The sequence below is a fragment of the Sporomusa sphaeroides DSM 2875 genome (assembly GCF_001941975.2).
Lineage (GTDB): Bacteria > Bacillota > Negativicutes > Sporomusales > Sporomusaceae > Sporomusa > Sporomusa sphaeroides.
In genome coordinates this window covers 2,714,057-2,739,680 of sequence record NZ_CP146991.1, presented here as the reverse complement: position 1 = coordinate 2,739,680, position 25,624 = coordinate 2,714,057, and the positions used below count along the sequence as shown (strand labels likewise).

The 25,624-nt window shown below is 43.8% G+C and carries 25 protein-coding genes; 13 read left to right on the top strand and 12 right to left on the bottom strand.

All coding sequences use genetic code 11. The annotated features are described in order from the left end of the window. Positions 1–4: 4 nt before the first annotated feature. Both SPSPH_RS12965 and SPSPH_RS12960 read right to left on the bottom strand, forming a co-directional pair. Complete coding sequence (locus SPSPH_RS12965) at positions 5–142, bottom strand: hypothetical protein (RefSeq protein ID WP_158027097.1); 138 nt, start codon at positions 140–142, stop codon at positions 5–7. A 42-nt stretch (positions 143–184) separates the two neighbouring features. Beyond that, positions 185–517 carry a CGGC domain-containing protein gene (locus tag SPSPH_RS12960; RefSeq protein ID WP_143559012.1) on the bottom strand — a complete coding sequence of 111 codons (333 nt, stop codon included), beginning with the start codon at positions 515–517 and terminating at the stop codon, positions 185–187. 470 nt (positions 518–987) lie between these two features. Between SPSPH_RS12960 and SPSPH_RS12955 the strand changes: the two genes are divergently transcribed. The 5 genes from SPSPH_RS12955 to SPSPH_RS12935 all read left to right on the top strand — a co-directional run bounded on the left by SPSPH_RS12955 (position 988) and on the right by SPSPH_RS12935 (position 6,070). Continuing rightward, positions 988–1,599, top strand: a complete 612-nt coding sequence (locus SPSPH_RS12955; protein WP_198930956.1) for a DUF1836 domain-containing protein — start codon at positions 988–990, stop codon at positions 1,597–1,599. Positions 1,600–1,767: 168 nt separating this feature from the next. Continuing rightward, the gene (locus SPSPH_RS12950) at positions 1,768–2,193 is read left to right on the top strand and encodes a MarR family winged helix-turn-helix transcriptional regulator (RefSeq protein WP_075756759.1); all 426 of its coding nucleotides are present in this window, start codon (positions 1,768–1,770) and stop codon (positions 2,191–2,193) included. Between the two features lie 239 nt (positions 2,194–2,432). Next, positions 2,433–3,164 carry a DUF169 domain-containing protein gene (locus SPSPH_RS12945; protein ID WP_075756760.1) on the top strand — a complete coding sequence of 244 codons (732 nt, stop codon included), beginning with the start codon at positions 2,433–2,435 and terminating at the stop codon, positions 3,162–3,164. 688 nt (positions 3,165–3,852) lie between these two features. Next, positions 3,853–5,142 (top strand): ArsB/NhaD family transporter, encoded by a 1,290-nt coding sequence (locus SPSPH_RS12940; RefSeq protein WP_075756761.1) that lies wholly within the window; start codon positions 3,853–3,855, stop codon positions 5,140–5,142. Positions 5,143–5,239: 97 nt separating this feature from the next. Next, the gene (locus SPSPH_RS12935; protein WP_075756762.1) at positions 5,240–6,070 is read left to right on the top strand and encodes a nucleotidyltransferase domain-containing protein; all 831 of its coding nucleotides are present in this window, start codon (positions 5,240–5,242) and stop codon (positions 6,068–6,070) included. Positions 6,071–6,098: 28 nt separating this feature from the next. Here the strand turns inward: SPSPH_RS12935 and cydB are convergent, their stop codons facing one another. Both cydB and SPSPH_RS12925 read right to left on the bottom strand, forming a co-directional pair. Continuing rightward, entirely contained in the window at positions 6,099–7,343 is a 1,245-nt protein-coding gene (cydB, locus tag SPSPH_RS12930) for a cytochrome d ubiquinol oxidase subunit II (protein ID WP_075756763.1), read from the bottom strand. A gap of 13 nt (positions 7,344–7,356) precedes the next feature. After that, positions 7,357–8,706: a cytochrome ubiquinol oxidase subunit I gene (locus SPSPH_RS12925; RefSeq protein WP_075756764.1), complete on the bottom strand. Its 1,350-nt coding sequence runs from the start codon at positions 8,704–8,706 to the stop codon at positions 7,357–7,359. A gap of 336 nt (positions 8,707–9,042) precedes the next feature. Between SPSPH_RS12925 and SPSPH_RS12920 the strand changes: the two genes are divergently transcribed. The 3 genes from SPSPH_RS12920 (at position 9,043) to ppsA (ending at position 14,064) form a co-directional block, all read left to right on the top strand. Then, positions 9,043–10,320, top strand: a complete 1,278-nt coding sequence (locus SPSPH_RS12920; protein WP_075756765.1) for a Y-family DNA polymerase — start codon at positions 9,043–9,045, stop codon at positions 10,318–10,320. A 356-nt stretch (positions 10,321–10,676) separates the two neighbouring features. Continuing rightward, positions 10,677–11,324 (top strand): Vat family streptogramin A O-acetyltransferase, encoded by a 648-nt coding sequence (locus SPSPH_RS12915; RefSeq protein WP_075756766.1) that lies wholly within the window; start codon positions 10,677–10,679, stop codon positions 11,322–11,324. 88 nt (positions 11,325–11,412) lie between these two features. After that, positions 11,413–14,064 carry a phosphoenolpyruvate synthase gene (gene ppsA, locus SPSPH_RS12910; protein WP_233139108.1) on the top strand — a complete coding sequence of 884 codons (2,652 nt, stop codon included), beginning with the start codon at positions 11,413–11,415 and terminating at the stop codon, positions 14,062–14,064. Between the two features lie 5 nt (positions 14,065–14,069). Here the strand turns inward: ppsA and SPSPH_RS12905 are convergent, their stop codons facing one another. The 3 genes from SPSPH_RS12905 to panC all read right to left on the bottom strand — a co-directional run bounded on the left by SPSPH_RS12905 (position 14,070) and on the right by panC (position 18,285). After that, positions 14,070–16,793 carry a PAS domain S-box protein gene (locus SPSPH_RS12905; RefSeq protein WP_075756767.1) on the bottom strand — a complete coding sequence of 908 codons (2,724 nt, stop codon included), beginning with the start codon at positions 16,791–16,793 and terminating at the stop codon, positions 14,070–14,072. Between the two features lie 257 nt (positions 16,794–17,050). Further along, positions 17,051–17,434: an aspartate 1-decarboxylase gene (panD, locus tag SPSPH_RS12900; protein WP_075756768.1), complete on the bottom strand. Its 384-nt coding sequence runs from the start codon at positions 17,432–17,434 to the stop codon at positions 17,051–17,053. After that, entirely contained in the window at positions 17,425–18,285 is an 861-nt protein-coding gene (gene panC, locus SPSPH_RS12895; protein WP_075756769.1) for a pantoate--beta-alanine ligase, read from the bottom strand. Before panC ends, panD begins: the two co-directional genes overlap by 10 nt. 512 nt (positions 18,286–18,797) lie before the next feature. Here panC and SPSPH_RS12890 point away from each other — a divergent pair. The 4 genes from SPSPH_RS12890 (at position 18,798) to SPSPH_RS12875 (ending at position 20,057) form a co-directional block, all read left to right on the top strand. Then, entirely contained in the window at positions 18,798–19,124 is a 327-nt protein-coding gene (locus tag SPSPH_RS12890; RefSeq protein WP_075756770.1) for a DMT family transporter, read from the top strand. A gap of 174 nt (positions 19,125–19,298) precedes the next feature. After that, positions 19,299–19,478, top strand: a complete 180-nt coding sequence (locus SPSPH_RS12885; RefSeq protein WP_075756771.1) for a hypothetical protein — start codon at positions 19,299–19,301, stop codon at positions 19,476–19,478. Continuing rightward, positions 19,475–19,957 (top strand): hypothetical protein, encoded by a 483-nt coding sequence (locus tag SPSPH_RS12880; RefSeq protein WP_181382922.1) that lies wholly within the window; start codon positions 19,475–19,477, stop codon positions 19,955–19,957. The genes SPSPH_RS12885 and SPSPH_RS12880 overlap by 4 nt, the downstream gene beginning before the upstream one ends. Continuing rightward, the gene (locus tag SPSPH_RS12875; protein WP_075756772.1) at positions 19,950–20,057 is read left to right on the top strand and encodes a TMEM165/GDT1 family protein; all 108 of its coding nucleotides are present in this window, start codon (positions 19,950–19,952) and stop codon (positions 20,055–20,057) included. Before SPSPH_RS12880 ends, SPSPH_RS12875 begins: the two co-directional genes overlap by 8 nt. 145 nt (positions 20,058–20,202) lie before the next feature. Here the strand turns inward: SPSPH_RS12875 and SPSPH_RS12870 are convergent, their stop codons facing one another. Genes SPSPH_RS12870 through SPSPH_RS12850 form a run of 5 tightly spaced genes read right to left on the bottom strand, consistent with a single transcriptional unit; the run spans position 20,203 to position 24,263 of the window. Next, a complete protein-coding gene (locus SPSPH_RS12870; protein ID WP_269147948.1) occupies positions 20,203–20,478 on the bottom strand; it encodes an arsenic resistance protein in 276 nt (91 codons plus the stop codon). A 52-nt stretch (positions 20,479–20,530) separates the two neighbouring features. Then, on the bottom strand, positions 20,531–21,730 hold the full coding sequence (locus SPSPH_RS12865; RefSeq protein ID WP_075756773.1) for a tungsten cofactor oxidoreductase radical SAM maturase: 1,200 nt from the start codon (positions 21,728–21,730) through the stop codon (positions 20,531–20,533). 43 nt (positions 21,731–21,773) lie between these two features. Next, positions 21,774–23,510, bottom strand: coding sequence for an arsenical pump-driving ATPase (gene arsA, locus SPSPH_RS12860; RefSeq protein WP_075756774.1), 1,737 nt, complete (start codon positions 23,508–23,510; stop codon positions 21,774–21,776). Between the two features lie 35 nt (positions 23,511–23,545). Beyond that, positions 23,546–23,920 carry an arsenite efflux transporter metallochaperone ArsD gene (arsD, locus tag SPSPH_RS12855; protein ID WP_075756775.1) on the bottom strand — a complete coding sequence of 125 codons (375 nt, stop codon included), beginning with the start codon at positions 23,918–23,920 and terminating at the stop codon, positions 23,546–23,548. 19 nt (positions 23,921–23,939) lie between these two features. Next, the gene (locus SPSPH_RS12850; protein ID WP_075756776.1) at positions 23,940–24,263 is read right to left on the bottom strand and encodes an ArsR/SmtB family transcription factor; all 324 of its coding nucleotides are present in this window, start codon (positions 24,261–24,263) and stop codon (positions 23,940–23,942) included. Positions 24,264–24,833: 570 nt separating this feature from the next. On the opposite strand from SPSPH_RS12850, the gene SPSPH_RS12845 reads away from it, so the two are divergent. After that, on the top strand, positions 24,834–25,616 hold the full coding sequence (locus SPSPH_RS12845; RefSeq protein WP_181382923.1) for a hypothetical protein: 783 nt from the start codon (positions 24,834–24,836) through the stop codon (positions 25,614–25,616). Positions 25,617–25,624 lie beyond the last annotated feature (8 nt).

Genomic DNA, 25,624 nt, shown 5'->3' with positions numbered 1-25,624 from the left:
CACTTCAGCGGTTCGAATCTTTTTTCTTGCTATCCGTATTCGTGATTTTTAGTTTCCCAAGCATTTTGTTGCTGCGATAAATCGTTGCCCCTATCAAACCGGCAGTTACGGCAATTAATAAGACTATTTCCTCTATACTCACGTAGATACCTCCATTTATGAAATCTGTGTGTTTACTGACAGGTTAAGCGCCAGCGCCATTACGGCAGTCAATAACAATCGTCGTTCTTAACTTTTTAGACAGTTCTTCCAGGATATGCTCATAATAAGGACAGGCATTTTTATCCGCGGTGGTACTGCTCATGCAAGAGGACATCGCAATTATATCGGCGCCACATTTTATCAATAATTTAGCTCTATTTACTACTTGCTTGCCTGGACACCCAGCGCAGGCAATACAGCCAACTACTGCAGCCGGGCCTAAATTTCTAAATGCACCCGCTCCTGTTTTTACTGCTGCAAACTCTTTTGTTTCCCAAGTCATGTCGCTACAGTGCGGACAAATGATAAATCCCACTTTAACCAAAGATGTTCTCTCCCTTTCAATTTAAATTTCCGCTAAGTTTGCGCTAGCATTGATAATTCGTTCTGTCGTGATATAGTATTCACAGTAACTAGCCAAAGTGACTGTATTTCGCCAAAAACACATGTTATCTTTAAATTACTCTCTTTTTCGTTTCGTTTTTTTGTTTAACTAATATATATATAATGGATAATAAAACACGAAACATTGTATATACAAAACCAACGTGCGACATACCGGGTAACATAGTAAACAAAATGATATGCAGTAGTTTCTAAAACAAGAAACTACTGCATATCATTTTGCATAATAGCAGTTAATCGCTTTATTCGTGTCATAGAGAAGGTTATATGGAATATATTTTTAATTAGGGGCCGTCTAACACCCGGTGTGTATCTACAGACTGGTTCCCCAAAACAAATAGGGATTTTATTCTGTTTTGTGCCTGGAACGGAGCGAAAGGAATGGATATAATCATGGAATATAACAAGGAAACCATACAAACGATCATCGAAAGTCTTGGCCTGACCGAAGATATTCAGGTGGACGATATCCCTGATATAAATCTTTATATGGACCAGCTATTAGAGTTTCTTAACAATAGGCTTTATTGGCTAAAAAGAGAGTCAGCTGACAAGGGTCTAACAAAAACCATGATCAACAATTATACCAAAGATCAACTGTTGATACCGCCTCAAAATCGAAAATATGGAAGACAGCATATTATGCTTCTAATATTGATTTCCCAATTAAAAAGCATTCTTTCAATTAGTGATATCAAAAAAATCTTTGCCCCTATTTTGAACGATATTAATACCCCTGATGATGATGTTATTCCTCTCCAAGAGATATACATAACCTTCCTGGAGTTAAGAAAGGAACAGTTCGCAGAATTCTACGATACTTTTGAGGAAAAAGTCAAATATATAGAGAGCAAAACAGCTGCTATAGAAACAACTAACCGGAATGCGGCTGAGCTTCTTTTAATCATCTTGATGCTGGTTGCTCAGGCCAATGCTTCGAAACGTCTGGCAGAGAAAATGATTGATACCTTTTTTACCGATAAGGAAGAATAAAAGCGGCATGTCAACAACAACGTGTCCAAGGCGTGCCGGTGCGGCAGTATAGCGCGGACAAGCTGTAGCGCATCATCAGCTCTCATAGCTGGAAATTAGGTACATGTTGACTAAAAATTGTTAAATAAGTATAATATAGTTGTCACAACAATCATAATGGTGGTATAAATGGAATTTAAATTGAATGACTCCTTGGGGTTTATCTTAAATAAGACGAATGCAAAACTCAAAAATGAATTGCTGCAACGACTCAAAGAATATGATGTTACACCAGAGCAATGGGCCATACTTAATTGTTTATGGGAACAAGAAGGTGTTACCCCTAAAGAGTTGTCAGACAGAATCGACAAAGATAAACCCAATACAAATCGCATTTTAGAGAAATTACAAATGAAAGAATTGATTGTCCGAAAACCTCATCCTGTAGATAAAAGGGCTTTTCAAATATTTCTGACTGACAAAGGGTGGGCAGTGAGGGAACAATTAATTCCCAGGGCTAAAGAACTATTAGATAAAGCAACAACAGGAATCGATGAACATAAAGTGACAGAATTGAAAAATATGTTAAATCAAATTTACTATAATATTAAATAGGTTTTTTTTGCAGTTATAGTTGTCATGACAACTATAACTGCAAATAGTATATTCATTATAATGTATGAATTTTAATATGCTATTTTGTGTTATTTGAAGTTGCAGCTAAATAGAAAGGGGATGATAGGATGCACTGTGCAAAACGGTTCGAATAAAAAGGGAGGAAGGGAGAAATAATTCTTAGAAGGTCAGGACAGCCCTGCGAAAGAGTATGCATAATGTTAGGAGGAAAACAGACTATGAAAAGTGAACTGGCAAGTAGGCTAAAGCTTCGTTATTCGCCTGTAGCTGTTTTATTTACCAATGAAAAGCCTGAGAAAGCACTCGAATTTGCCGAGCAAAAATGGGGTTGTGTAGCGGCAATGCTTACAGCAGCGACTAAAGGCAGGACAGTTGTATTTAGCCGTAAAACTTTTGGATGTCTAGGTGGTGGAGTTGGACTAGGGTTGGGGAATCTTTACAGTGGCTTTCCAGGCGGTATTACTAATTTTCTTTCTACAGGAAGTGGGGAGGGATACCCGCCTGGCGAGGCCTATAAAAAGACACCGGCAATGGCTCAAAGCTTTGTAGATCACCTGCCGATAACTGATATACCTGAACAGTATGTGGTATTTAAGCCGCTGGCAGAAGTAGACGAAGATAAGGAAAAACCAGAGGTTATTGTATTTTATGTGAATCCCGATCAGTTATCTGCCATGGTGGTCTTGGCTAATTATGGCCGATCAGAAAGTAGCGTCAAAATTCCGTTTGCGGCAGGCTGCCACTCAACCTGCTTATTACCTTGGAGTGAAGCGGCCCAAGAGAAACCTAATGCAATAGTAGGAATGATTGATATTTCCGCTCGTCCTGTTATTGATGCCGATTTGCTCTCTTTTAGTATGCCTTTAAGTCTATTTAAAGAGATGGAAAGCAATGCTCATGGTAGTTTTCTCGATAAAGAAGCTTGGAATAAAGTCGCCAAGCGTCTCTAGTACCTGCTGGAATATTATCATTGCAAAACAGTTCGCTTGTTGCAGGCTAAAGATTATGATTATCAAGCTAACGGGCTGCCTCGTATATGGTAGTATAAAATAGGTTACTCTTACAACTGTGGTTGTTGTGACAACTACAGTTGTAAGAGTATTATGAGGGTTGTTATCTAAGTGATTTATTATACAGCCTTGCTTGGCTATCGTGAGCCGGAACAAGGGTGTAGTAGCTTGTAGGTCATGACGCCGGCAAAGAGGCTTGCGTTTCTATTGTGAGATATGATATAATTATCTAAAAGTAAATATTGATTGGGGTTCTAGGAGGAGTCTGTTCAACAACAGGCTCCTTATTATTTTTTTTCTGGAAAATAATAACAGAGGTGAGCGGCTATGCTAGAATTTTTATGGTGGGCATTAATTACTGCTATTGGTATTGGTATAGGAGTTTACGTTCTCGGCTTTCGGGGAGCGCTATTGATGGCATTGGTAGGAGTGCTTGGAGGAGCCTTTATGTGGTTTGAGAGGAAGAATCATCCATGATTAAATTGCCTTTGATGTGCTATTCATTATACATTATGATATAGTATATATTAGAAAATTAAATATCTTTTGGATTTTTGGAGGAGCCTGTTCACAATGGGGTTCCTTTTTGTTTTTGGGGGATGATAACAATGAGACAGGAGGATGAATTATGGAAAAACAAGCAATCTTGGCAATTAGTGTATTTTTATTGACTTATGCATTTATTATTTCTGAGAAGGTACACCGCACTATTGTAGCAATGATCGGTGGCATAATCATGTTGGCCTTGGGGGTTGTTAGTCAGGAAACTGCACTTCATCATATCGATTTTAATACATTAGGCTTATTGACTGGTATGATGATTATTGTTGCCATAACAGGTGAAACGGGATTATTCAAATATATAGCTATCGTAGCTGCAAAAAAAGCAAAGGGAGACCCCTTAAAAATTCTTTTTTTATTGGCTATCATTACCGCTGTATCTTCTGCATTTCTTGATAATGTCACAACTGTATTGCTGATGGTTCCAGTAACCTTTAGCATCACTAGGCAGTTAAAAGTCAATCCTGAACCTTATCTCATTACCGAGATTATCGCATCTAATATAGGTGGTACGGCTACTCTAATTGGAGATCCTCCGAACATTATGATCGGCAGTGCGGTAAAGGAGCTTTCATTTATGGCGTTTATTAATAATTTGGCGTTCATTTCAGCGGTAACCTTAATTATAACCCTGATTATTTTACTCTTAATATATCGTAAGCAGCTTAAGACTACAGAGGAGTTAAAATCAGGACTCATGAGTTTGGATGAAAAAAAGGAATTAAAAGACAAAGTTCTTCTAAAGCAGAGTTTAATAGTTTTAAGCCTAACTATCCTCGGCTTCTTTCTACACCAGCTTCTTCATTTGGAGTCGGCAACAGTAGCACTGGGGGGAGCCTTTATCTTGTTATTGCTTACAAGTAAAACCGATCATGACCTTGAGCATGCTTTTAGCCGGGTAGAATGGAGTACAATTTTCTTTTTTGTAGGTCTTTTTGTAGTAGTCTCTGGTCTTATCGAAACAGGGATTATCAGTAGTTTGGCTCGAAGTGCCATCGCGTTTACCGGTGGGGATATTAAGGTTACGGCTATCTTGATTTTGTGGTTAAGTGCAATTGCCTCCGCATTTGTGGATAATATCCCATTTGTTGCTACAATGATACCAATGATTCAGGACATGGGGTTAATGGGAATTGCGAACTTAGAACCTTTGTGGTGGAGTTTAGCATTAGGGGCTTGTTTTGGTGGAAACGGCAGTTTAATTGGTGCTAGCGCAAACCTAATCGTGGTAGGATTAGCTGCACAAGAGGGAGTCCATATTTCGTTTATGCGATTTTTTTTCATAGGTTTTCCGATAATGTTACTATCTGTACTTATAGCGACTGTTTATGTATATATTCGCTATCTGGCGGTGTAGGTTCAATTTTAAATTATATAATAGCCGTTAAACAGTAATTGGCAAGCTTCTCATAGTCCTTAAGGCTTTGAGAAGCTTGTTTGGGAGGTAAATGAAAATGGATCAAATAGAAACTATATTACAATCGGTTCGCAATACTCTGACCCCTATTATGGGGATAGCGGGTGTTGTGTTGGGCGGTTCAAGAGCAAGAGGAACTCATACTCTTGAATCCGACATTGATATTGGAATCTATTATCATAGCGATACCCTTGATTTAACCGTTCTGGACAAGGCAGCTACGGTGTTGGACAGTGAACACGGGACCGGTTTGATCGCACCTCCCGGGGCGTGGGGAAACTGGGTTAATGGCGGTGGCTGGCTTATGATTAACGGCTGCCATGTAGATTTCATTCTGCGGGATATTCTGCGAGTGGAGCAGGCTATTGAGGATTGTCGGGAAGGCAGGATTACTGCCCACTATCAAACCGGGCATCCTCATGCTTACCTAAATGCCATGTACATGGGGGAACTAGCCATTTGCAGAATACTCTTTGATCGCGATGGGAAACTACAGGAGATGCAGAATAAAACCCAGCCTTACCCACAGAACATGAGGGAGGCAATAATTCGCTTTTTTATGTTTGAAGCCGGATTTTCTCATATGTTTGCTGATAAGAACAAAAATAAGCATGATGCGTATTATGTAGCAGCGCATCTGGTCCGTTCGGTTTCCTGTCTTAACCAGGTACTGTTCGCACTCAACGGTGAGTACTGTATCAATGAGAAAAAAGCTGTCCGCATGATTGACGGATTTCAGGTCAAACCGCCTGAGTATGGGCGGAGGATAGAAAATTTATTCTCGTTAGCTGGACACGAAGAAGAACAGGCATGTACATGCCTGAAAAAATTAATCGATGATGTAGAAAAACTGGTTCGAGAGGTTTAATGAAACTGCGGCCAAGAGTAAGTATCCCTTAGTTTCTCAATCTATTTATCATCTTGGCAACTAGCTGTGCCACTTGACGACCGTAGCGTATTAACTCCCGGAATTTCTGCAGCTCATTTGCTGTTGCTGTTTCCGGAACTTTGTCAAGGCTATTCACACTACTACCTAAGGTTTTCTTTCCTTTCTTGATAATAGTAATAAGATTACGTGAATGCGTTATTAATTGCTGTAATTGCCAATGCAATTGTTCCCATAATAGCTTATGTGACTCAATAGTAGCGTTGTTGATATTTACCCTTTCTCTGAAAATGTGATATTTCCAAATCTCGAATGCAAGCACAGCCGGTAACACGATTGCCATTGTGACAGCCATGATTTTTAAGGTTAAAGGGTTAGAAGCCGAGTTATAAACAGTGAGGCTCCAATCAGGGTTCAGGCTGGACACAATCAACCTGGGAAACAAGCCGGTGAAGATGGCAGCAACAGTGGAAATAATTGCAGTGGTACTAAAAATAAAACTGAGTACATATTGGTGATCCTTTAAGTACCGGCAGCAAAAAAGTAACGCTAAGAATAGTGCGGCCAAGGCCACGGCAGGAACAAGTTTTGCTGTCAGGTCGGTACGCAGAAATGACAGGAGGATGAATCCTGCAGACAAAAGTATTGCGTACTTACTGGTAGTGAGACCGATTTTTCTGACCTGCGGCGTAAAGCGATGATCCAATCGCAGGGTGAGGAAAACTGTTCCATGGAGCAGGAACAGGAGGGTGAAAAATAGGCCACCGGTCAGTGAATATATGCTTAGTAAATCGCCGAAAGTACCCACATACTGCTTTTCACCGTCTATGGGTAATCCGTACAGCAGGTTGGCAAGGGCGATTCCCCAGAGCAAGGCGGGTATTATACTGCCGAGAAATATGCTCCAATCCCAAAACTTCCGCCACGCCGGGTTGTTATCCTGATTACGAAATTCAAAGGCTACGCCTCGCAGAATCAACGTCACGAGGATGAGCAGCAACGCAAGATATAACCCGGAGAATAAAGTGGCATAAACGTCAGGAAAGCCGGCGAACAGTACTGCGCCGGCGGCAATTAGCCAGACTTCATTTCCTTCCCATACGGGAGCTATGGTTTGGAGTATTGCTCGTTTCTCACTTTCCGACTTGCCAAGGAAAGGGTGAAGCATGCCAACGCCGTAATCAAAGCCCTCCAATAACAGATAACCCAAAAGCAAAAAACTGAACATGATAAAACATACCGTGTTTAAATCCATTGATTCACCTGTGTTATTCCTGGGCGTTGCCAGGGCCTTTAAGGATAATTTTACGAGCAATATAAAGGGCTGCTAAAGCGACGCCGGCGTATACTACCGCGTATGCTAGTAAAGAGGTCCATATACTCGCCGAAGACACGACCTTAGAGACGCCTTGCTGCGTCAACTGCAACCCGTAGACAAGCCAGGGCTGCCTGCCCATCTCAGCCATTATCCAGCCCAGGGTGCTAGCCAGGTACGGCAGGGGTAGGCTCCACATCGTAGCTTTCAGCAAAACCGGACTGCATTCGAGCTGCTGCTTTCGGCAATACCATGCATTGAGAGCGGTAAGAAAAACCAGCCAGAAGCCGATAGCGACCATGCCCCGGAAACTCCAGAATAAAAGCGTCACCGCCGGTATATAGTATCCTGGACCGTACCTTTCTACAAACTCGGACTGCAGGTCATTCATCCCTGTCACGGGAGCGTTTAAACTATTATAGGCCAAGGCGGAGAGTCCTGACGGCAGCGCTAATTGATAAGTATTTCTTCGATTCTTCTCATCGATCAGTGCGAAAAAAATGAATGGGGTTGGCTCGATGGTTTCCCACAGAGCCTCCGAGGCCGCCATTTTCATGGGCTGGGTATGCGCAAGATACTGATTATAAAAATGACCGGTACCAACAACTGAAACAGTAGATATCATGGCGCATACCAGACCTATTTTAAAAGATCGCAGGAATAAGTCCAGATGCTCCCTGCGCAGCAGGTAGTATGCGCTGACAGCCATAACAAAATATCCGGCCAGCACTAGGCCGGATAGAACGGTGTGGGAATATTGATAGAAGAGATACGGATTTGTTATAAACGCTGCCAGATCGTTCAGTTCCAGGCGTCCGTTGTTAAATACGTAGCCCACAGGATGCTGCATGAAGGAATTGGCTGACAGAATCCAGAACGCCGAATAGTTGGCAGCTATCGCCACCACCCAGATGAGGCTAAGGTGGACACGCCGGGAAACTTTGTTCCAGCCGTACACCCATATTCCAATTGCCACCGATTCCACGAAGAACGCGGTTAAGGCTTCAAACGCCAAAGGCGGCCCAAATACGCTGCCGACAAACCGGGAGTATTCTGACCAGTTCATACCGAACTGAAACTCGTTGACAAGGCCGGTTGCGATGCCGACAGCATAGTTGACCAAAAACAACTTGCCCCAGAATTTTGCCATTAACTTGTAATTTTGCTCTCCCAGGCGAACATAAAATGTTTCCATCAAGGCTACTAGGATGGATAACCCGAGGGTAAGCCCCACAAACCAGAAATGGTATGTCAGCGTAAGGCCAAATTGTAATCTTGCCAATATCAGTGCGGTATCGTCCAAGGTGCCCTCTTAGTGTAAGACGTTTCTTTTAAGTATTTACTCTTTTGGTATTTTCTATGAGGCAATGGCTTCCGGGCTGAAACCATCTTAACTGGCTTTATTTCCATTCAATTTAGCAAAAATTAACAACTCCATCAACATTTACACAGAACATATGTTCTGGTATTATGTAAATGGAGGTGGCTGTGATGAGCGATCATACTATCGATTTACTGAGTATCCCTATTTACCGGCAGATGGCTCGGATAGTTTACGTTGACCGGTGTATGGTGAAGTGGGCGGGAATGCTCCTGTCTGAGCACAACGAGCAGATGAAAGAGAAAGAAGACAAAAGCGATGGGGCTCGTTGATTTTTCTCGTTTTCCCCGCAGGAGCGTATTGTGCATTGACGCAAAGTCATTCTTTGCGTCCGTAGAGGCGGTGCGACGGAAGCTTGACCCACTGGAAGCCTATATTGCTGTAGTATCGGATGTAAGGAGAGCCGGTGCGATTGTACTGGCCAGCAGTCCGAGGGTTAAATTGGAATATAATATCAAGACCGGAAATCGACTCTTTGAAATTCCCAAGCATTCGCCGATAATGGTAGTAGAGCCAAATATGGCGCTGTATATCAATGTGAACCAGGCGATACAGAATATATTCCGCCGCTTTGTAACAGATGAAGATATGCACGTTTATAGCATTGATGAGTCTATATTGGATGTTACCGCATCGCTAAATTTGTTTGGACCGGCGGAAGCGATTGCGGAGGCCATCTTAAAGACGGTAAAGGATGAATTAGGTCTTATTGTGACGATAGGCATTGGCGATAATCCGCTTTTGGCAAAGCTGGCCCTGGATAATGAAGCTAAAAAGCGTCCGCCGTGGATGGCAAAATGGACGTATGAAATGGTGCCGCAAACAGTATGGAAAATACAGCCGCTGACTGCGTTTTGGGGCATATCCAGAGGATATGATAAGAAACTTAAGCAAATGGGCATTTATACGATTGAGGGGCTGGCTCACGCCGATCCGGTGTGGCTGCAGAAAACTCTAGGCGTAATGGGGTTGCAGTTATATTACCACGCATGGGGCTTGGATGCCAGCATCATTAGCCAGAAGGAACGGCCGAAAAGTAAATCCTATAGTAAAAACCAGATATTAATGCGGGATTATTATGTAAAAGCAGAAATTCTAATGATCATCAAGGAAATGGTGGGAGATGTATGCGCCAGGCTGCGTAAGCACCAGGAAAAATGCCAGGAGATATATTTGGGAATAGGGTATTCGGATCGGAATTTCAGGTCAGGTTTTACTGCGCGAATTAAACTGATTCGCCCGGAACACTCAACAGATATCATTAGTGAAGCGGCACGCCAGGAGTTTTGTGAGCGGTGGCAGGGTGAACCGGTACGATCGGTAAATATTACTGCCGGGAAAATCGTGTCACAAGGACATGAGCAGTTGGAACTGTTTTTTGCAGGAGCAGAAAAGAACCATGCTATAGATAGAGTAATAGATGAACTGCGGCAGCGATTTGGCAAAAAAACGATCTTTTATGCTGGGTCGATGGCTGGTGGAACCTTCCTTGAACGGGCAGATTATGTGGGCGGACATAAAGGAAAAAGTGAATGATCGTCTTTTTCTCGTTGATTATGCAGACCAAAGCCCGCATTGCGGACTTGTGGCCTGCATTTTTTATTGCCTAGATAACTATAAGCATGTGTATGATAATTAAGAAAATGATTACACAAGAATGAGATGAAGAATACTAGGAGGTAACAGGCTATACTATATCTTTTGATAATCCTGTTCAAATCGCAGGATATTCCTGCGGTAAGCGACAAAACTGCGATTTAACAGGAGGATTATAATGGTATTACTGATTAAAGCAAAAGACATGCCCTCTATTCAAGGGCTTACTGCTTGATGGATAACCAGGGTGCCCTTTATGGCGTAAAGAGATAGACGAATTGAAAGGAAGTGCCAATATGCCGATAGCGCCAGATAAAACCAAGCTATATCCCAACGAAAATATTAAAACAGTTTGCTATATCAAGAACCTGCCAGCTAAGCCAAATGTGGAGATTGGCGATTATACGTATTACAGTGACAACAAAAACCCTCCCGAGAATTTCTACGAATGTATCCAGCATCATTATGAGTTTCTTGGGGATAAACTAATCATTGGGAAATTCTGTGCTGTTGCTGAAGGTGTAACCTTTATTATGAATGGAGCGAACCATCGTATGGACGGTATTACAACCTATCCGTTCAATATCTTCGGCGGCGGCTGGGAGAAGGCGGCACCTGCCGTGGAGCAGCTGCCGTTTAAAGGGGATACAGTGGTCGGCAATGATGTATGGATTGGGCAGAAGGTTACGATTATGCCGGGAGTTAAGATTGGTGACGGCGCAATTATTGCCGCCAATGCGACCGTAACAAAAAATGTAGAACCTTATGCGATCGTCGGCGGCAACCCGGCCCGATTGATAAAAAAGAGATTTAGCGACGAAATGATTGAACTGTTGTTAAAGCTTCAATGGTGGAATTGGGATGAGCAAAAGATATTTAATAATCTTGCGTTATTGGTTTCCGGTAATGATATTGTTACAGTTAAAAAGTTGTTGGTGAATTAAAGGCGCAGAAACTAGAATTGGCAGGTCTGCAACAATAACTCTCATAGAGACTGCAAGCGTTTATCGCCTGGTAAATGCGGCTGCCTGATTGGTTTTGACAACAAACAGCGAAGGGGGAATCTGTACGAATTCGTATGTGCTTGGTTTGCAGGAGATTGATAAAACAAAGCTTATGGCAGTCGGTGGCAAGGGCGCTAACCTGGGGGAGTTATCCCGGATTGAGGGGATACGGGTACCGGATGGTTTTTGTGTTACTACCGAAGCGTATAAAAGAATAATTGATCAATCGCCTGAGTTTAACCTATTGCTGGATCAATTGTCCCTTCTAAAGGCAGACGACAGACAGAGAATCGCTGAAATCAGCGTCAGGATTCGCCAAGTCATCGAAGCGATAGCCATCCCTAAAGATATTAGTGAAGACATCACTGGCTTTCTCTCCAGATTTGGTGAAAAAGATGCCTATGCAGTACGATCCAGCGCCACGGCAGAGGATTTACCGACAGCCTCCTTTGCCGGCCAGCAGGATACGTATTTGAACATTATCGGCAAGGAGGCAATCCTAAAGCATATCAGCAAGTGCTGGGCATCGCTGTTTACCGAAAGGGCAGTAACTTACCGCCTTCAAAACGGCTTCGACCACCGTAAAGGCCACCTGTCTGTGGTTGTTCAGAAAATGGTTTTTCCACAGGCGGCAGGCATTTTGTTTACTGCCGATCCCCTCACTTCGAATAGGAAGGTGTTATCCATTGATGCCGGCTTCGGCCTTGGCGAGGCCTTGGTCTCCGGCCTGGTGAATGCCGATATCTATAAAGTGTGTAACGGCAAGGTTATCGATAAAAAGATATCCGCCAAGAAGCTGGCTGTTTATGCCTTAAAAGCTGGCGGTACGCAAGTGCAGGAGACCCCGCCTGAACGGCAGAATAGCCAAGTGCTGACAGATGAGCAGATTTTGAGTCTCACGCGCATGGGCAGAAAGATCGAGGAACATTTCGGTCATCCCCAGGACATTGAATGGAGTCTGGCTGATGATAGCTTTTATATTGTCCAGAGTCGGCCAATCACCACTTTATACCCCATCCCTGAAGCGAAGACCCAGGAAAATCACGTCTATGTATCTGTCGGTCATCAACAAATGATGACCGATCCCATGAAGCCATTGGGATTATCTTTTTTTCTGTTAACGACTCATGCACCCATGTGTAAAGCTGGTGGAAGATTGTTTGTTGATGTCACAGATAATCTGGCTTCATCCGATAGCAGAGACATTTTATTAGAGGCTATGGGACACTCCGATCCGCTCATAAAAGACGCACTCATGACCATAATTGAGCGAGGAGATTTCATAAAATTATCACCAGCTGATAACAAAGACCAAAGTTCCGGTAACAACAAGCAAGATATGCTGTCTTCGGGTTCTCTTGCACAAATAGAATACGATCCGACCATTGTTTTTGATTTGATTAAGCGTAGTCAAGCATCGATAGCAGAGCTAAAACGAAATATCCGAACAAAATCAGGCTCAGATTTATTTGACTTTATCCTGGAAGATATCCCGCAGTTAAAGAAGATTTTATTTGACTCACAAAGTTTGGCTGTGATTATAGCTGCTATGGAAGCTTCAGCATGGATTAATGAAACCATGCTGAAGTGGTTAGGTGAAAAAAACGCAGCCGACACACTTTCTCAATCTGTATCAAACAATATTACTTCGGAAATGGGTCTGGAACTATTGGATGTTGCAGATGTGATTCGTCCTTATCCGGAAATAATCGAGTATTTGCAACATATAACAGAAGATGACTTTTTGGAAGAAATAGTTAAATTTGATGGTGGTCAGGCAACCCAAGACACCATCTATGCTTATCTCAATAAATACGGAATGCGATGTGTCGGGGAAATCGATATTACGAAAACTCGCTGGAGTGAAAAGCCAACTATACTTGTCCCCATGATTCTCAGCAACATCAAAAACTTTGAGCCTAATGCCAGCAAGCGGAAATTTGAGCAAGGGCGAAGGGAAGCTTTGAAAAAAGAACAGGAGTTATTAGACCGATTGAAGCAATTACCGGATGGTGAACAAAAAGCCGAAGAAACAAAACGAATGATCGACCTGATCCGGAACTTCAGCGGGTTTAGAGAATATCCAAAGTACGGAATGATTAATCGCTATTTCGTTTATAAGCAGGCCTTACTGAAAGAAGCCGAACAACTGGTGCAAGCAGGCGTTATTCAGGACAAAGAAGATATCTGCTATCTTACTTTGGAAGAACTTCGCGAAACCGTACGCACCAATAAACTGAACTATCCGATCATCAGCCAGCGAAAAGACGAGTACAAGGTATATGAAAAACTAACTCCCCCACGTGTTATTACGTCTGATGGCGAAATCATCACAGGTAAGTACAAACGAGAAAATCTCCCCGCCCAAGCTATTATCGGGCTGCCTGTTTCTGCCGGAGTGATAGAAGGGCGGGCACGTATCATCTTAAATCTGGAAGCTGCTGATCTGGAAGCTGGAGATATATTGGTCACCGCTTTTACTGACCCCAGCTGGACACCCTTGTTTGTATCCATAAAAGGACTAGTCACCGAAGTTGGTGGACTGATGACCCACGGAGCAGTAATCGCCCGTGAATATGGCTTACCGGCAGTTGTCGGAGTAGAAAATGCTACCAAGCTGATAAAAGATGGAGAGCGAATTCGTGTGCATGGAACAGAAGGGTATGTAGAAATCTTATAAGTGCTTTATTGGAAATTTTCAGTCGGAAAACTGATGATAAAAGTCGTTCCTGCCGGCGAAGTCTCCACATCGATCTTCGCACCGTGCCGCTCGACGATACGGTAGCAGACCGCAAGCCCCAAACCGGTGCCGTTATCCTTGGTAGTCAGGAAGGGGGTACCCAGCTTGTCCAGCACTGATTGTGGTATGCCTTTGCCTCTGTCGCGGACCGAGAGCACCACTTTTCCGTTCGCAAAGCTGGTTGTAATGGTCAGCTCACAGCCGGGCTTCATGGCTTCGAAGGCGTTGCGGGTTAGGTTGAGAAGCAGTTGCCGGATTTCCTTCGCATCCATGACAAAATCCGGAACGTTACCCGCATTGATAGTAAGCTGGTGGCCGGTATGAAGGGCTTCCGCCTGCAGCAGCGGCACCAACGCGCTAATGACAGCATTTAGATTGTGTTTTTTCATCTTGGCAGTCTTGTTCTTAGCCAGGGACAGGAAATCGCTGATAATGGTATTGGCCCGGTCGAGTTCTTCTATCATGGTAGTTAATTGCTCGCGGTATGTGGCGTATTCTTTCTTGAGCATCATTTGCAGGTAGCCGCGCACCGTGGTCATGGGGTTTCTCACCTCGTGACCGATGGCGGCAGCCATCTCGCCGACGGTGTTCAGCCGGTCAAGGCGGTGTAGCTCGGCTTCCAATTGTTTGTCTTTGGTAATATCCTTTAGTATCATTAGTCTGCATTCTTCGACGCCGAGCTTGATGAGATCTGTTGAGCATAACATGTTGATGACTGCACCGGATTTTGCCCGGTAATTCACCGGGAAGTTTTGCAGCTTGCTCTTTTGGCAGGAAGGTTCATCTACGTTGGCAATACAATTCTTATCATCTGCCACAATATTTAATTCTGCAGGTGTCCGGCCAACGACCTCTTCGCGGCTGTATCCAAGAATATCGACAAACGCCTGATTGACATCAATATATTGGCCATCCTTTATACGGACAATAGTAATTATATCAGGGCTTTTCTGGAATATCTGCTGAAAGCGGTCTTCAGACTGACGTAGCAGAAGTTCTTCCATCTGTTTGCGCACGGTGATGTCGTTGAACAGGATAGCCACTTGCCGCTGTTCAGGCTTCCCGACCCGGAAGGCGTAGATGTCGTAGAAACGGCCAAGGGCTACAGACGACTCCTGAAAACGGGTAGATTCACCGGTGAGGGCAATGCGCCCATAAATGTCGAACCAGTATTGCTCATTGTCTGGAACCATATCCCGCATGCAACGACCTGCAGCGTCTAAAAGCCCTGTTTGCCGTTCGAAAGCCTGGTTTACCTCAAGGAAGCGGTAATCAAGCGGGCGATCATTATCGTCAAACAAGACCTCAATGATGCAGAACCCTTCATCGATTGAGTCAAAAAGATCGCGGTATTTTCTTTCGCTATCCCGCAGCGCCTCCTCAGCCCTCACTCTTTCGACCGCTGCCCAGGCGCGCTCGGCGATTTCCATAGCCAATTCCACTTCCGGGTTTGTCCAGGTACGAGGGCTGCATTGTGTAACATAAAGAATTCCAACAGGCTTCCCGCCCTTTACCACCGGTACATTAAGATAGGAATTTACTTTCAATTGAATACAGAGCTGCCTGAGACTCTCATCCACTAGCTCTGATGTATGCACGTCACGGACAGTAAAAGGCTGGCCGGCAGCTATAAGGGCTTTATGGATAGGGAGGTTGCTAAGGGAATATACACCGGCAACCGACGGCAAAGTACCGCAGGCAGCATCCTGCCGGATGACTGCGTTATCATCCTCGATCTCACAGTAGTAGCATCTGTCTGCGCCAAAGTAGTCCATGGCTGTGCGGGTAACGGCGCCATGGATTTCAATCGGAGCAGATAATGGACGCAGTGCGTCACTCAATTTTAAAAGGAATATCTGCCGTTCGTCGCAGTCCTTCAGCTTTTGCCCGGTTCGCTTTTCTTCGGTGATGTCCCTGCATATTGCGACAGCCCCGGTGATATTGCCGAGGCGATCCTTTATAGGCGCACAGTTAAACCTGCGGTACCTCAGTTCGCCTGAATTCAAATGCCGTATGATTTCCTCGCCGTTGATGGTCTCGCCTTTGAGCGCCCGGAGCAAAGGCGTGTTTACCCGCAGACGGGGTGTTCCGTCAGGCTCTAAAATCTCCAGTACATTCACAATCTCTACTATCGGCATGCCGTCGGACTGCAGACCAAGCGCCTTTTGGGCAGTTGGGTTCAAAAATGTCACTTTACCTGCCGTATCGGCAATCCACACCTCGTCGTCAATACTGCCCAGGATAGCTCTTAACCAATCCTTCTCCTCCGCAATTTGAGAGAGCAACTGATCCCGCTCTGCTTCCGCCTGCGTGCGTTCGGTGATATCCTGGAAAAAGACGGCGATGCCGCCGTCTGATGTGGGATAAGCGTGGGCGTCAACCCAAACTTTCAGGTTGGGAGAGTATGCTTTCCAATGGACCGCAATGCGTTCGCAGGCAGCTCGGTGATGCATTTTCCAGCCTACGGTCTCAGGCTCCGGAAAAAGGTCCCAGAGCACGGTTCCCAGAAGCTCTTCCCGAGGACGTTGCCACCATTTTTCCATCCTGTGGTTGATATACGCCAAGCGCCAGTCGGCATCTACCGCATAAAAGGCGTCGGTGGTGCTCTCCAGGATTTCTTCGACAGTTAACCCTATTTTTGGTATTCTCGAAATTTTTTGGGAATTCATTAGAGGCCCCCCTAGTGTGATATTCCATTTTCTTGCTTTTATATTCTGCAATGTTTTGCAAAATCCCTCCGGTGCGTTCTGTATGTTGCGATTCTGCGTTCACTTGCGGGGCTGGTCAGTGCTGTAAACCTTTGTCCAAACGCATCAAAAGAAAACACCGCCCGTAAAGCCAGGTGGTGCCTGGGTTCACGGGCGGTGGAGGATTATGGAATCATTGGAAGGGGGAGCATTTTCCGCTGCCAAACCGAAACATCAGTTTAGGCAGTTTCCCCATGCTGCTCCGTTCCACGGAGTCTAATGATGCGGTTTTTATCGTCTACCATGACGACACGCGGCTGGTAGGTGAGGGCCATTTCCCTCGTCATCATGGCATAAGCGATAATGATGACAGTATCGCCCGGCTGTACCAGCCGGGCGGCAGCCCCATTCAAGCAGATGATGCCGCTCCCCGCTTTGCCGGCAATAACATAGGTTTCCAGACGGTTGCCATTATTATTGTTCACGACTTGTACTTTTTCGCCTGGCAAAATATCGGCAGCTTCTAATAAATTTTCATCGATAGTGATACTGCCCATATAGTTTAGGTTAGCTTCTGTCACTGTTGCGCGATGTATCTTGGATTTAAACATGGTTAAGAACATGTCGCCACCTCCAGCATAGCATTGTCAATCAGGCGGGTTTGTCCAATGCGAACTGCCAATGCCAGAAGCCCTGCTTTTTCTAACCGCTCACGGGGCCTGAGATCATCGGGATGGACTAACTCAACATAGTCGATAACAGCCAACGGTTCTTGCTGAATAAAAGCAGTAACAGTTTCAACAATAGTTTTAGTGTCGCGCTCACCGGCCTCAATAAGATGTCTGGCTTGTTCGAGACTGCGGGATAAAACCAACGCTGCCTGTCGTTCATCCACGGACAAGTATGCATTACGTGAACTCAGAGCCAGTCCGTCGCTCTCGCGAATGATGGGTAATACTCTAATTTGGATATCAAAGCAAAGGTCTTCTGTCATTCGTTTGAGAACTTGTACTTGTTGAGCATCTTTTTGTCCAAAGTAGGCCCTGTCCGGCTGAACTATATTAAACAAGCGGCTGACCACTGTCGTAACACCGCGAAAATGTCCGGGGCGCGTTCGCCCACACAGATTTTCTGTTAACCCTCCAACAACCTCTACCCAGGTAGCATTGCCTGTGTGATAAATCTCTTCTAGCGGTGGATGGAATAGGGCAGTTACCCCTGCCGCCGCCGCTAATCGGGCATCTTCCTCCAAGCTACGGGGATATTTGGAAAAATCTTCATTGGGGCCAAATTGCGTTGGATTCACAAAAATAGTGGCCACCACATTATCATTTTCTGCTGCGGCCGTACGCATTAAGGAAAGGTGACCTTCGTGTAAGGCTCCCATAGTAGGTACAAGCCCAACCGTTTGTTGACGCTGGCGTACCTCTTTCAGAAATGCGCGAAGTTCAGCTCTTGTTTCAAAAAGTTGCATATGTAACAATTCCTTTCTTATATAATTATTTATTGATAAAGTTTTTTACTGCTGCCATAGCTTTCATGGAAGGAACCAATTAGTTTTCCCTCCATACAGTTTCCTTATAAAAATTAAAAGCCTTTCGGCCGAAGCCGAAAGGCATAGAAAACAAAATAAGGACGGTCAATTACCGACATTATCATGAGCTTTCTGAACCCTCCGTCCCGGTTCGTTTGAATCCAAGCAGAGCTCCAAAGGCTATGCAGTTTTAGCCGTCAATAGACTAGAATGTGTAACTCCATATGGATGCTACCATGTCTCTAATCCTATTTGATCATATCACATACAGGAGAATATATGCAAGCAGTAACTGGAAACCATCTGCCCATAAAAAAGGAGTATGTTATAATAATATGTAATTATATGATTACATAATGATTTAGCGATAAAACCATAAACTTGCCTTTAAACAGCAATTTCTCTAACAGATAGGCGCAAACATTTAATTTTTTGACTTAAGGAGAGATAAAATGAACGGGTATGTTTTCTTAGGCATAGCTATTGCACTAGAAGTGTTTTCAACATCTATGCTTAAATATTCGGAAGGTTTTACTAAGCTCTATCCTAGTCTTGCTTTTATAGTAGGAATGAGTGCTTCATTTTATGCAGTTGCTCAAGCTATGACTGTTATTCCGTTAAATATCGTCTATGCAATCTGGGCTGGATTAGGAACGGTTTTGACTGCATTAGTGGCTATCTTGATTTGGCAAGAATCCATCGATCTATACAGCGGTATAGGTATCTTGTTAATTGTCATCGGGGTAGTAATGCTCAACTTAAGAGGACCTGTTCATTAAATTATTTTAATACGTCTAAACCCTGTTCCTTAACCTCTCCCAGACAGTAAAAGGCAGATAAAAACCCGCTTTCCGGCCTAGTGGTCTGAAAACGGGTTTGTTAATATTTATATTTTTAAAAATGGGCGGTAAGTTGAACAGGGCACCAATTATGAAAACAGGAGGGCAATGATTATGCACAGGGAATATGCTTATAAGTATGGTAAGACGAAAGTCCACTTCACCCTGGATGCAGATTTAATAATCGATGAACTTTGTATTAAAGAGTATCCGAGTTTGCCTGACCCTGTGGAGTCAGTCAAAGCGGCAATCCGTAATCCTATTGGGGTAAGGCCGTTGCGGGCCGGTTTGTGAATGAAGTGTATGGAGTTCCGGTTAGGAAGGAAGCTGATCTGGTAATCGCTTCCTGCGGCGGCTACCCTAAAGATATCAACGTGTATCAATTGCAGAAGACTATGGATAATGCCTGGTGTGCGGTACGTGAGGGCGGTGTGGTGATTATTCTTGGTGAATGTGCGGAGGGTTCCGGATCAGCAGCATACGAAAAAACTATGCAGAAATATGTAACACCAGAGCAGGTAGCAACTGCCGTCAAAGCCGATTTCCAGATAGGAGCACATAAAGCGTATGCCGTCACCCGGCTGATGAAAAAAGCCGAATTTATTTTAGTTTCTTCCATGGAGCCGGAGCTTGCCAAGCTGTTACTCTTCACTCCAGCCAAGGATTTGGAGGAAGCGTTAAAAATTGCTTTCACTAAACTTGGATCATCACAGCCTGGTATTATCCTTATGCCAATGGGGAGTCTTACCGTTCCATTAATCAATAATGGGTAAAAACTATAAACACATTGGCTTAGCAGAAATGGGGGATAAGACACAACTTCTCGCTATGGCATTTGCCTCACGGTATCGTTGGCAGACTGTAGTACCTTAGCAGTAACTGCATTTCTGATTTACCTGGTTTCTCAAATGGAATCCAAAAAAGAGACTAAAGGGCAAACGGGAGAATAGAAGAATAGCCGCTGGAATTTTCAGTTTCGCCATACATGTTGTGCCCCTTGTAGTAAATAGGCACTGCTTTATCTGTTATTTATTAGTTGATTATTGCCTGAAAAATATTTCCGGAAACGAAGAGCAACATTAACTAAACCAATCATTACCGGCACTTCAATCAGCGGCCCAATAACTGCGGCAAACGCCTGACCGGAATTTATACCGAAAATGGCTACGGCTACTGCAATTGACAGTTCAAATTTATTACTGGCAGCAGTAAACGATAATGTAGTTGCAAACATCAAAACCGGACCGATTATCCAGTTTTGCACCAATGACAGCAATACAACCTTACTTATCATTGTCTGTCTCTCAACGCAACGATAGCCTCTATAAAATGAATGTAGTATTAAGTCAAGGACAAGCAATTATTTGTCGGGACCAGAGGCACTCAGCACATGAAAGGTGATTGCCCCAGCAATCCATTTCATTGCTTTCCGTATAATTGCAGCCATCAAGCAATCTGCAATCTGTACAGGACGGAAAATCGTAATCGCAGACCTTCTGCCTAAACTGGACATAGTCTGGCTCCATCCATACAGCAGCCAGGCTTTTTTTATTTACATTCCCCAGGTAATACGGATACATTTGTTTTTTTCGTCCATAGATATAACAATGATAGGTGTGCATTAAAGCATAGCAGGGACTAATAAATCCTTGATGGTTGATGCATAAGGCTTTGTCCTGAATAAACTTGCAGTCCCGTTCTGTCCGTAATTTCATATTTGCCATCTGTGCTTTAACCGACATCAACAACGAGTTATGACCGAACAGGCACCCGGTATCATCAATATCGTAAATAATTTCATCTTTCATGGATTCATGATAAGGCAATAAATTGGTGACTATAACCTGGCGGGCATCCAGTTCCCAAGCTAGCCGGATCAAATTCGGCAATCTGGCAAAATTCTTTTTCATTGCCACAAACTCAATACCCAATTCCGGTTTAGTAAGCTTTTGTTCTTTTTTTAGCTCCTGCAATCTGACGATATTGTGATAAACACTCTTAAAATTGGCTCCCGGCCGGATTTCGTTATATTCTTCCTCGTCAGAGCTGTCTAATGAAGTGTACAGAATATCCAGCTTTAGTTCGATAAGCTGCTGGAGAATTTCTTCCCGCAAATACGAACCGTTTGTGATCATCTCGACCTTTAGGCCAAGTTCTTTTACTGCCTGCAGCATATCAAAAATCTGCGGATGCATTAACGGCTCACCAAAACCACCAAAGTGAACCGTAGTCAGCTCCGGCAACTCTTTTAAGCTATTTACTATGTTTTTGAAGGTTTCCCAGCTCATATGGGTCAGTTCATCCTGCCAGGAACTGCGGATACAAGTAATACAGGAAAAGTTGCATTTGGTTGTAACCTCCAAATACACTTTTTTTACATCTGGACGCAATAAACTAATCCTATAGCCATCGGCAGTTCTGACTACCAGAGCCGCTTGTTCCGCGGCCAGCGATATTGGTAATTGAATATGGCCATCTTGGCTAATCCATGCGTGTACCCTCTCCTTCGTCTGCCTAATACCGCTTACCATGTCTGGCCGCTTCATTCCTATTCCCCCCATAGCTTGCAAGAATTCACCTGTTTACCATCTACAAAGCGTGCAGCTTTTCGCCTTGCAATTCATCCGCACTCCAGCCAATTAGGGCAAAGCTGCCGTTTGTATGACTGTCAACCTTGTTGATCCACTCGATTTCATTACTGGCCTTGGCTCTCAGCAAGGCATTGGTGGTACCTGAATGATACAGCGATGCATTAATAACCCACCATTTGCTGTGAATACCGGCACGTTTCAAATCTTCTTCCAGCCGCATGGCCTCATATACAGGGGTTGCTTCGGCAAGGGCAGTAATAATAACCTCAGTTTCTGCTGCGTTCCTCAGGCGGGGCAGCAGGTTTTTCACTGATTCGGGGATTTCTCCCTGTGTCCGTTTTACTTCCTTGTGATAGCTTTGCGTTGCGTCCAAGAGTAGCAGCGTATGGCCTGTCGGGGCGGTATCAATGACGACAACCTGTTCTTCGGACTTTTCAACAATTTGCGCAAACGCCCGGAAAACTGCTATTTCCTGGGTGCAGGGAGAACGTAAATCTTCCTCTACATAGGCAACATCATCTTCAGACATGGTTTCCCGAGCCTTATCTAACACTTCTTGCTGATATTTCCGAAGCTCTTCCTGTTCATCAATATAGCTCATAGTGACACCACTATTTTCATCAAGCACAAATTTAAGGTGGGCCGCAGGGTCTGTGGTAGTAAGATGTATTTTTTTCCCCTTGGCAGATAAGCCTAAGGCAATGGCTGCGGCAACCGTTGTTTTGCCTACGCCGCCCTTGCCCATTGTGAAAATCACCTTTTTGCCTGTTGCTGCCAATTCATCAACAACAGCTTGCAAGCGGGGGATAGATTGTGCATTCACACTCTCACTTTTAACAACAGCATGGTCTTGTGTCAGAAAGGCGCGGATATTTTCTATACCTGTAATATTGTAAGCGCGCAGTGGTATGGAATACCCTGTGATGGTTTTAAGACCGTCAGGCAACCCCGCTAGTGCGGCTTGCTGCTTCTGATATAGCTTTTCGGAAATGGTGTCATCATGCTCTCTAAGCTCACCGTTAATAATTAAGACTTGATTATTAACACCTAACTGCGCCAATTCGTTGGATGCCCGCTCTGCTTCTTTCAGCGGTGTGACTTCGGGGCGGGATACAAGCAGCAAGGTGGTTTTGCTGCCGTCAGCCAGTGTTTCCACTGCTTTTTTATACATATCCTTTTTGTCTTCCAAACCGGCAAGCTGCCCTAAACAGGATGCTCCATGTGTACTTTCACTGATGAAATTACTCCAGGCAGAGGGTAGTTGCAGCATTCTCAGGGTATGCCCGGTGGGAGCGGTATCAAATATAATATAGTCGTATTCCTTTTCCGTAGTTCCGCTTGTGATGAAATTAGAAAATTCATTGAAAGCGGCAATCTCCACCGTACAGGAGCCGGATAATTGTTCTTCCATATTGGCGATAACCGAATCCGGCAGTTTGCCGCGATAAGGCGCGACAACACTTTCGCGGTATTCTGCCGCTGCTTGGATGGGGTCAAGATTTGCGACAAACAGGTTGGGCACTTCCTTAATTGGTTTACCCTTACTGTCAAGCTCTGTTGCAAATACATCCTGCAAGTTGGAGGCTGGGTCGGTGCTGATTAGTAAGACCTTTTTACCGCTATCGGCAAGTGTTACTGCTGTAGCACAAGCGACAGAAGTTTTGCCAACACCACCTTTACCGGTGTAAAACAAATATTTTGTTAATGCTATCTCACGCGGATTAAATGCTTGCATACTCTTGCCCCCTAATGGTTTCAGGTTTTTACTTCTTAACAGCATTTCCCGTCAGAGCAGCAGCAACCACCCTTATTGGCAGTTTTCGGCTCACTCAAATAGCTTTCAGGGATGCCAAGTAGTTTAATGAATTCATCATTGGCAGGGTAGCGGCCTGTTATGATAATTTCGTTATCAAGTAGGACTGCCGGTAATCCCTCCGGGCCTTTTTCATTGATATATTGATTGATTACTTTGTTATTGACAAACTCCATAGGTGCATTGCTCAGGTTATGCCGTTTTACTTCCACACCATTCTTTTTAAGAGCATTCAATACGGTTGATATACGGATTAGCTCAGGATCGATACTAACACCGCAAATACCGGTTTCACAACACATAGCAGGTTCATAGATAGCCATTTTTTTCATAACACATCTCTCCTTGAGTTCATTTCCAGTTACAGACTCCCTCACGGTTACAGATACAATCTGCCTTGCTACTGGTGATGTTGCTTAAAAATGCTTTGAAATCCTCAACTACTTTTTCATCTAACGAATAGTAAGTCCATTTTCCCTCTTTGCGCCCTTTTACCAAGCCAGAGTCACAAAGGATTTTCATATGATGGGATAAAGTCGGCTGCGTGATGTTGAACTTTTCTAAAATTTTACAGGCACATAACTCCCCGCAGGAAAGCATATCAACAATCATCAAACGGTTAGTATCTGCTAGTGCTTTGAAAAGCCCGACATTGCAAACATAGATATCTTCCATAGAATCACCTCGCATAGATGTTTATCTATGTGTTATTGTATGCTGTTATATAGATGAATGTCAATATGTTTTAGCGTATTTTCCCAATACAGGATTTTTCTGCTTATAACACAGAACCGGGCAGGAAAAACGGCGTTCCTACTTTCCGTAAGGGAATTAGTAAACGCCGCGATGGATATGTTTGTGCAGACGAGTCACGTGGAGTGTTGCGTTGGGCTGAAAAGAAAACACAGCCCTTAAAACCAGGCGGGGACTGGGCTTAAGGGCTGCGGAGAAATATGGTTTATGTTTCCGCAGACAAAGGAAGAAAACATCAGGCTTTTGGGCCTGATGTTTTTGTTGTTTTAAAATGGTATATAGCCTTTGCGTCTTTTTTATCTTCGGTTTAAATTCACCGGCTAGTCAGTTAGTTTGCATAAAAATTTCCTTTAATGGAAAAATTAAGAATAATTTATTGGCGCCGACCTGATGAACCCAGCCTATTCTTAATCGGTTTTTATAATATATTACATTAACCCTCGAATAACGAGGCGTTTGGCAGCAGTCCTAGCAAATATGAAAGAGTATAGAATGACTGAAAAAAAACAGCACAAATCCATTAGAAACCGACGTCGCCCAAAAGGAATCGTGAAGCCGATTTCTGTAAATTTCATCCACCTTAGAACGCCGTGGGTAATAACCTGGTGGTCTGCTTCTTACCTTGGCTATGCTTACATGAGCCTGGGAAGTTATGTCAAAGGCTTTATCTTAATATTCCTGGAAGCTTTTATAAATGTCAATGCCAAATTAAATTTGGGGATATTTTATAGCTTTACAGGACACTTTGAGATGGCCAAACAGGTAGTAGATATCAATTGGTTGCTCTTTTATGTACCGATATACATCTTTTGCATTTGGGACGGGTACGGGCTTGCTGTAGACCTAAACAAATATTCCATTTTGGCTGATAGGGAAAATTCCAGCATGATACCCTTTAAGATCAGCAATTGGGAAGTCGCCTTTTTAGATAAGCGAAAGCCTTGGATGGCGATAGCATTATCCCTTTTATTCCCTGGACTGGGTCATTTATACACCCACAGAGTTCCTACCAGTTTCTATACGCTGGTGTGGTGGAGTTTAATCGCTTACAAGGGAAACCTTTTTCCCTGTGTGTACCTCACTGCAATGGGCGACTTTGCTGGCGCCACTACGGTAGCTGATCCTTTATGGCTGCTCTTTCTGCCCTCCATTTACGTATTTGCAATTTATGATGCCTATGTAAACACGATAGAGTATAACAGATTGTTCGAGCAAGAACAGAAGCGATTCTTAATTGACAACTATCAAAGTGCAAATTTCCCAGTACCAGAATAAATATAAGG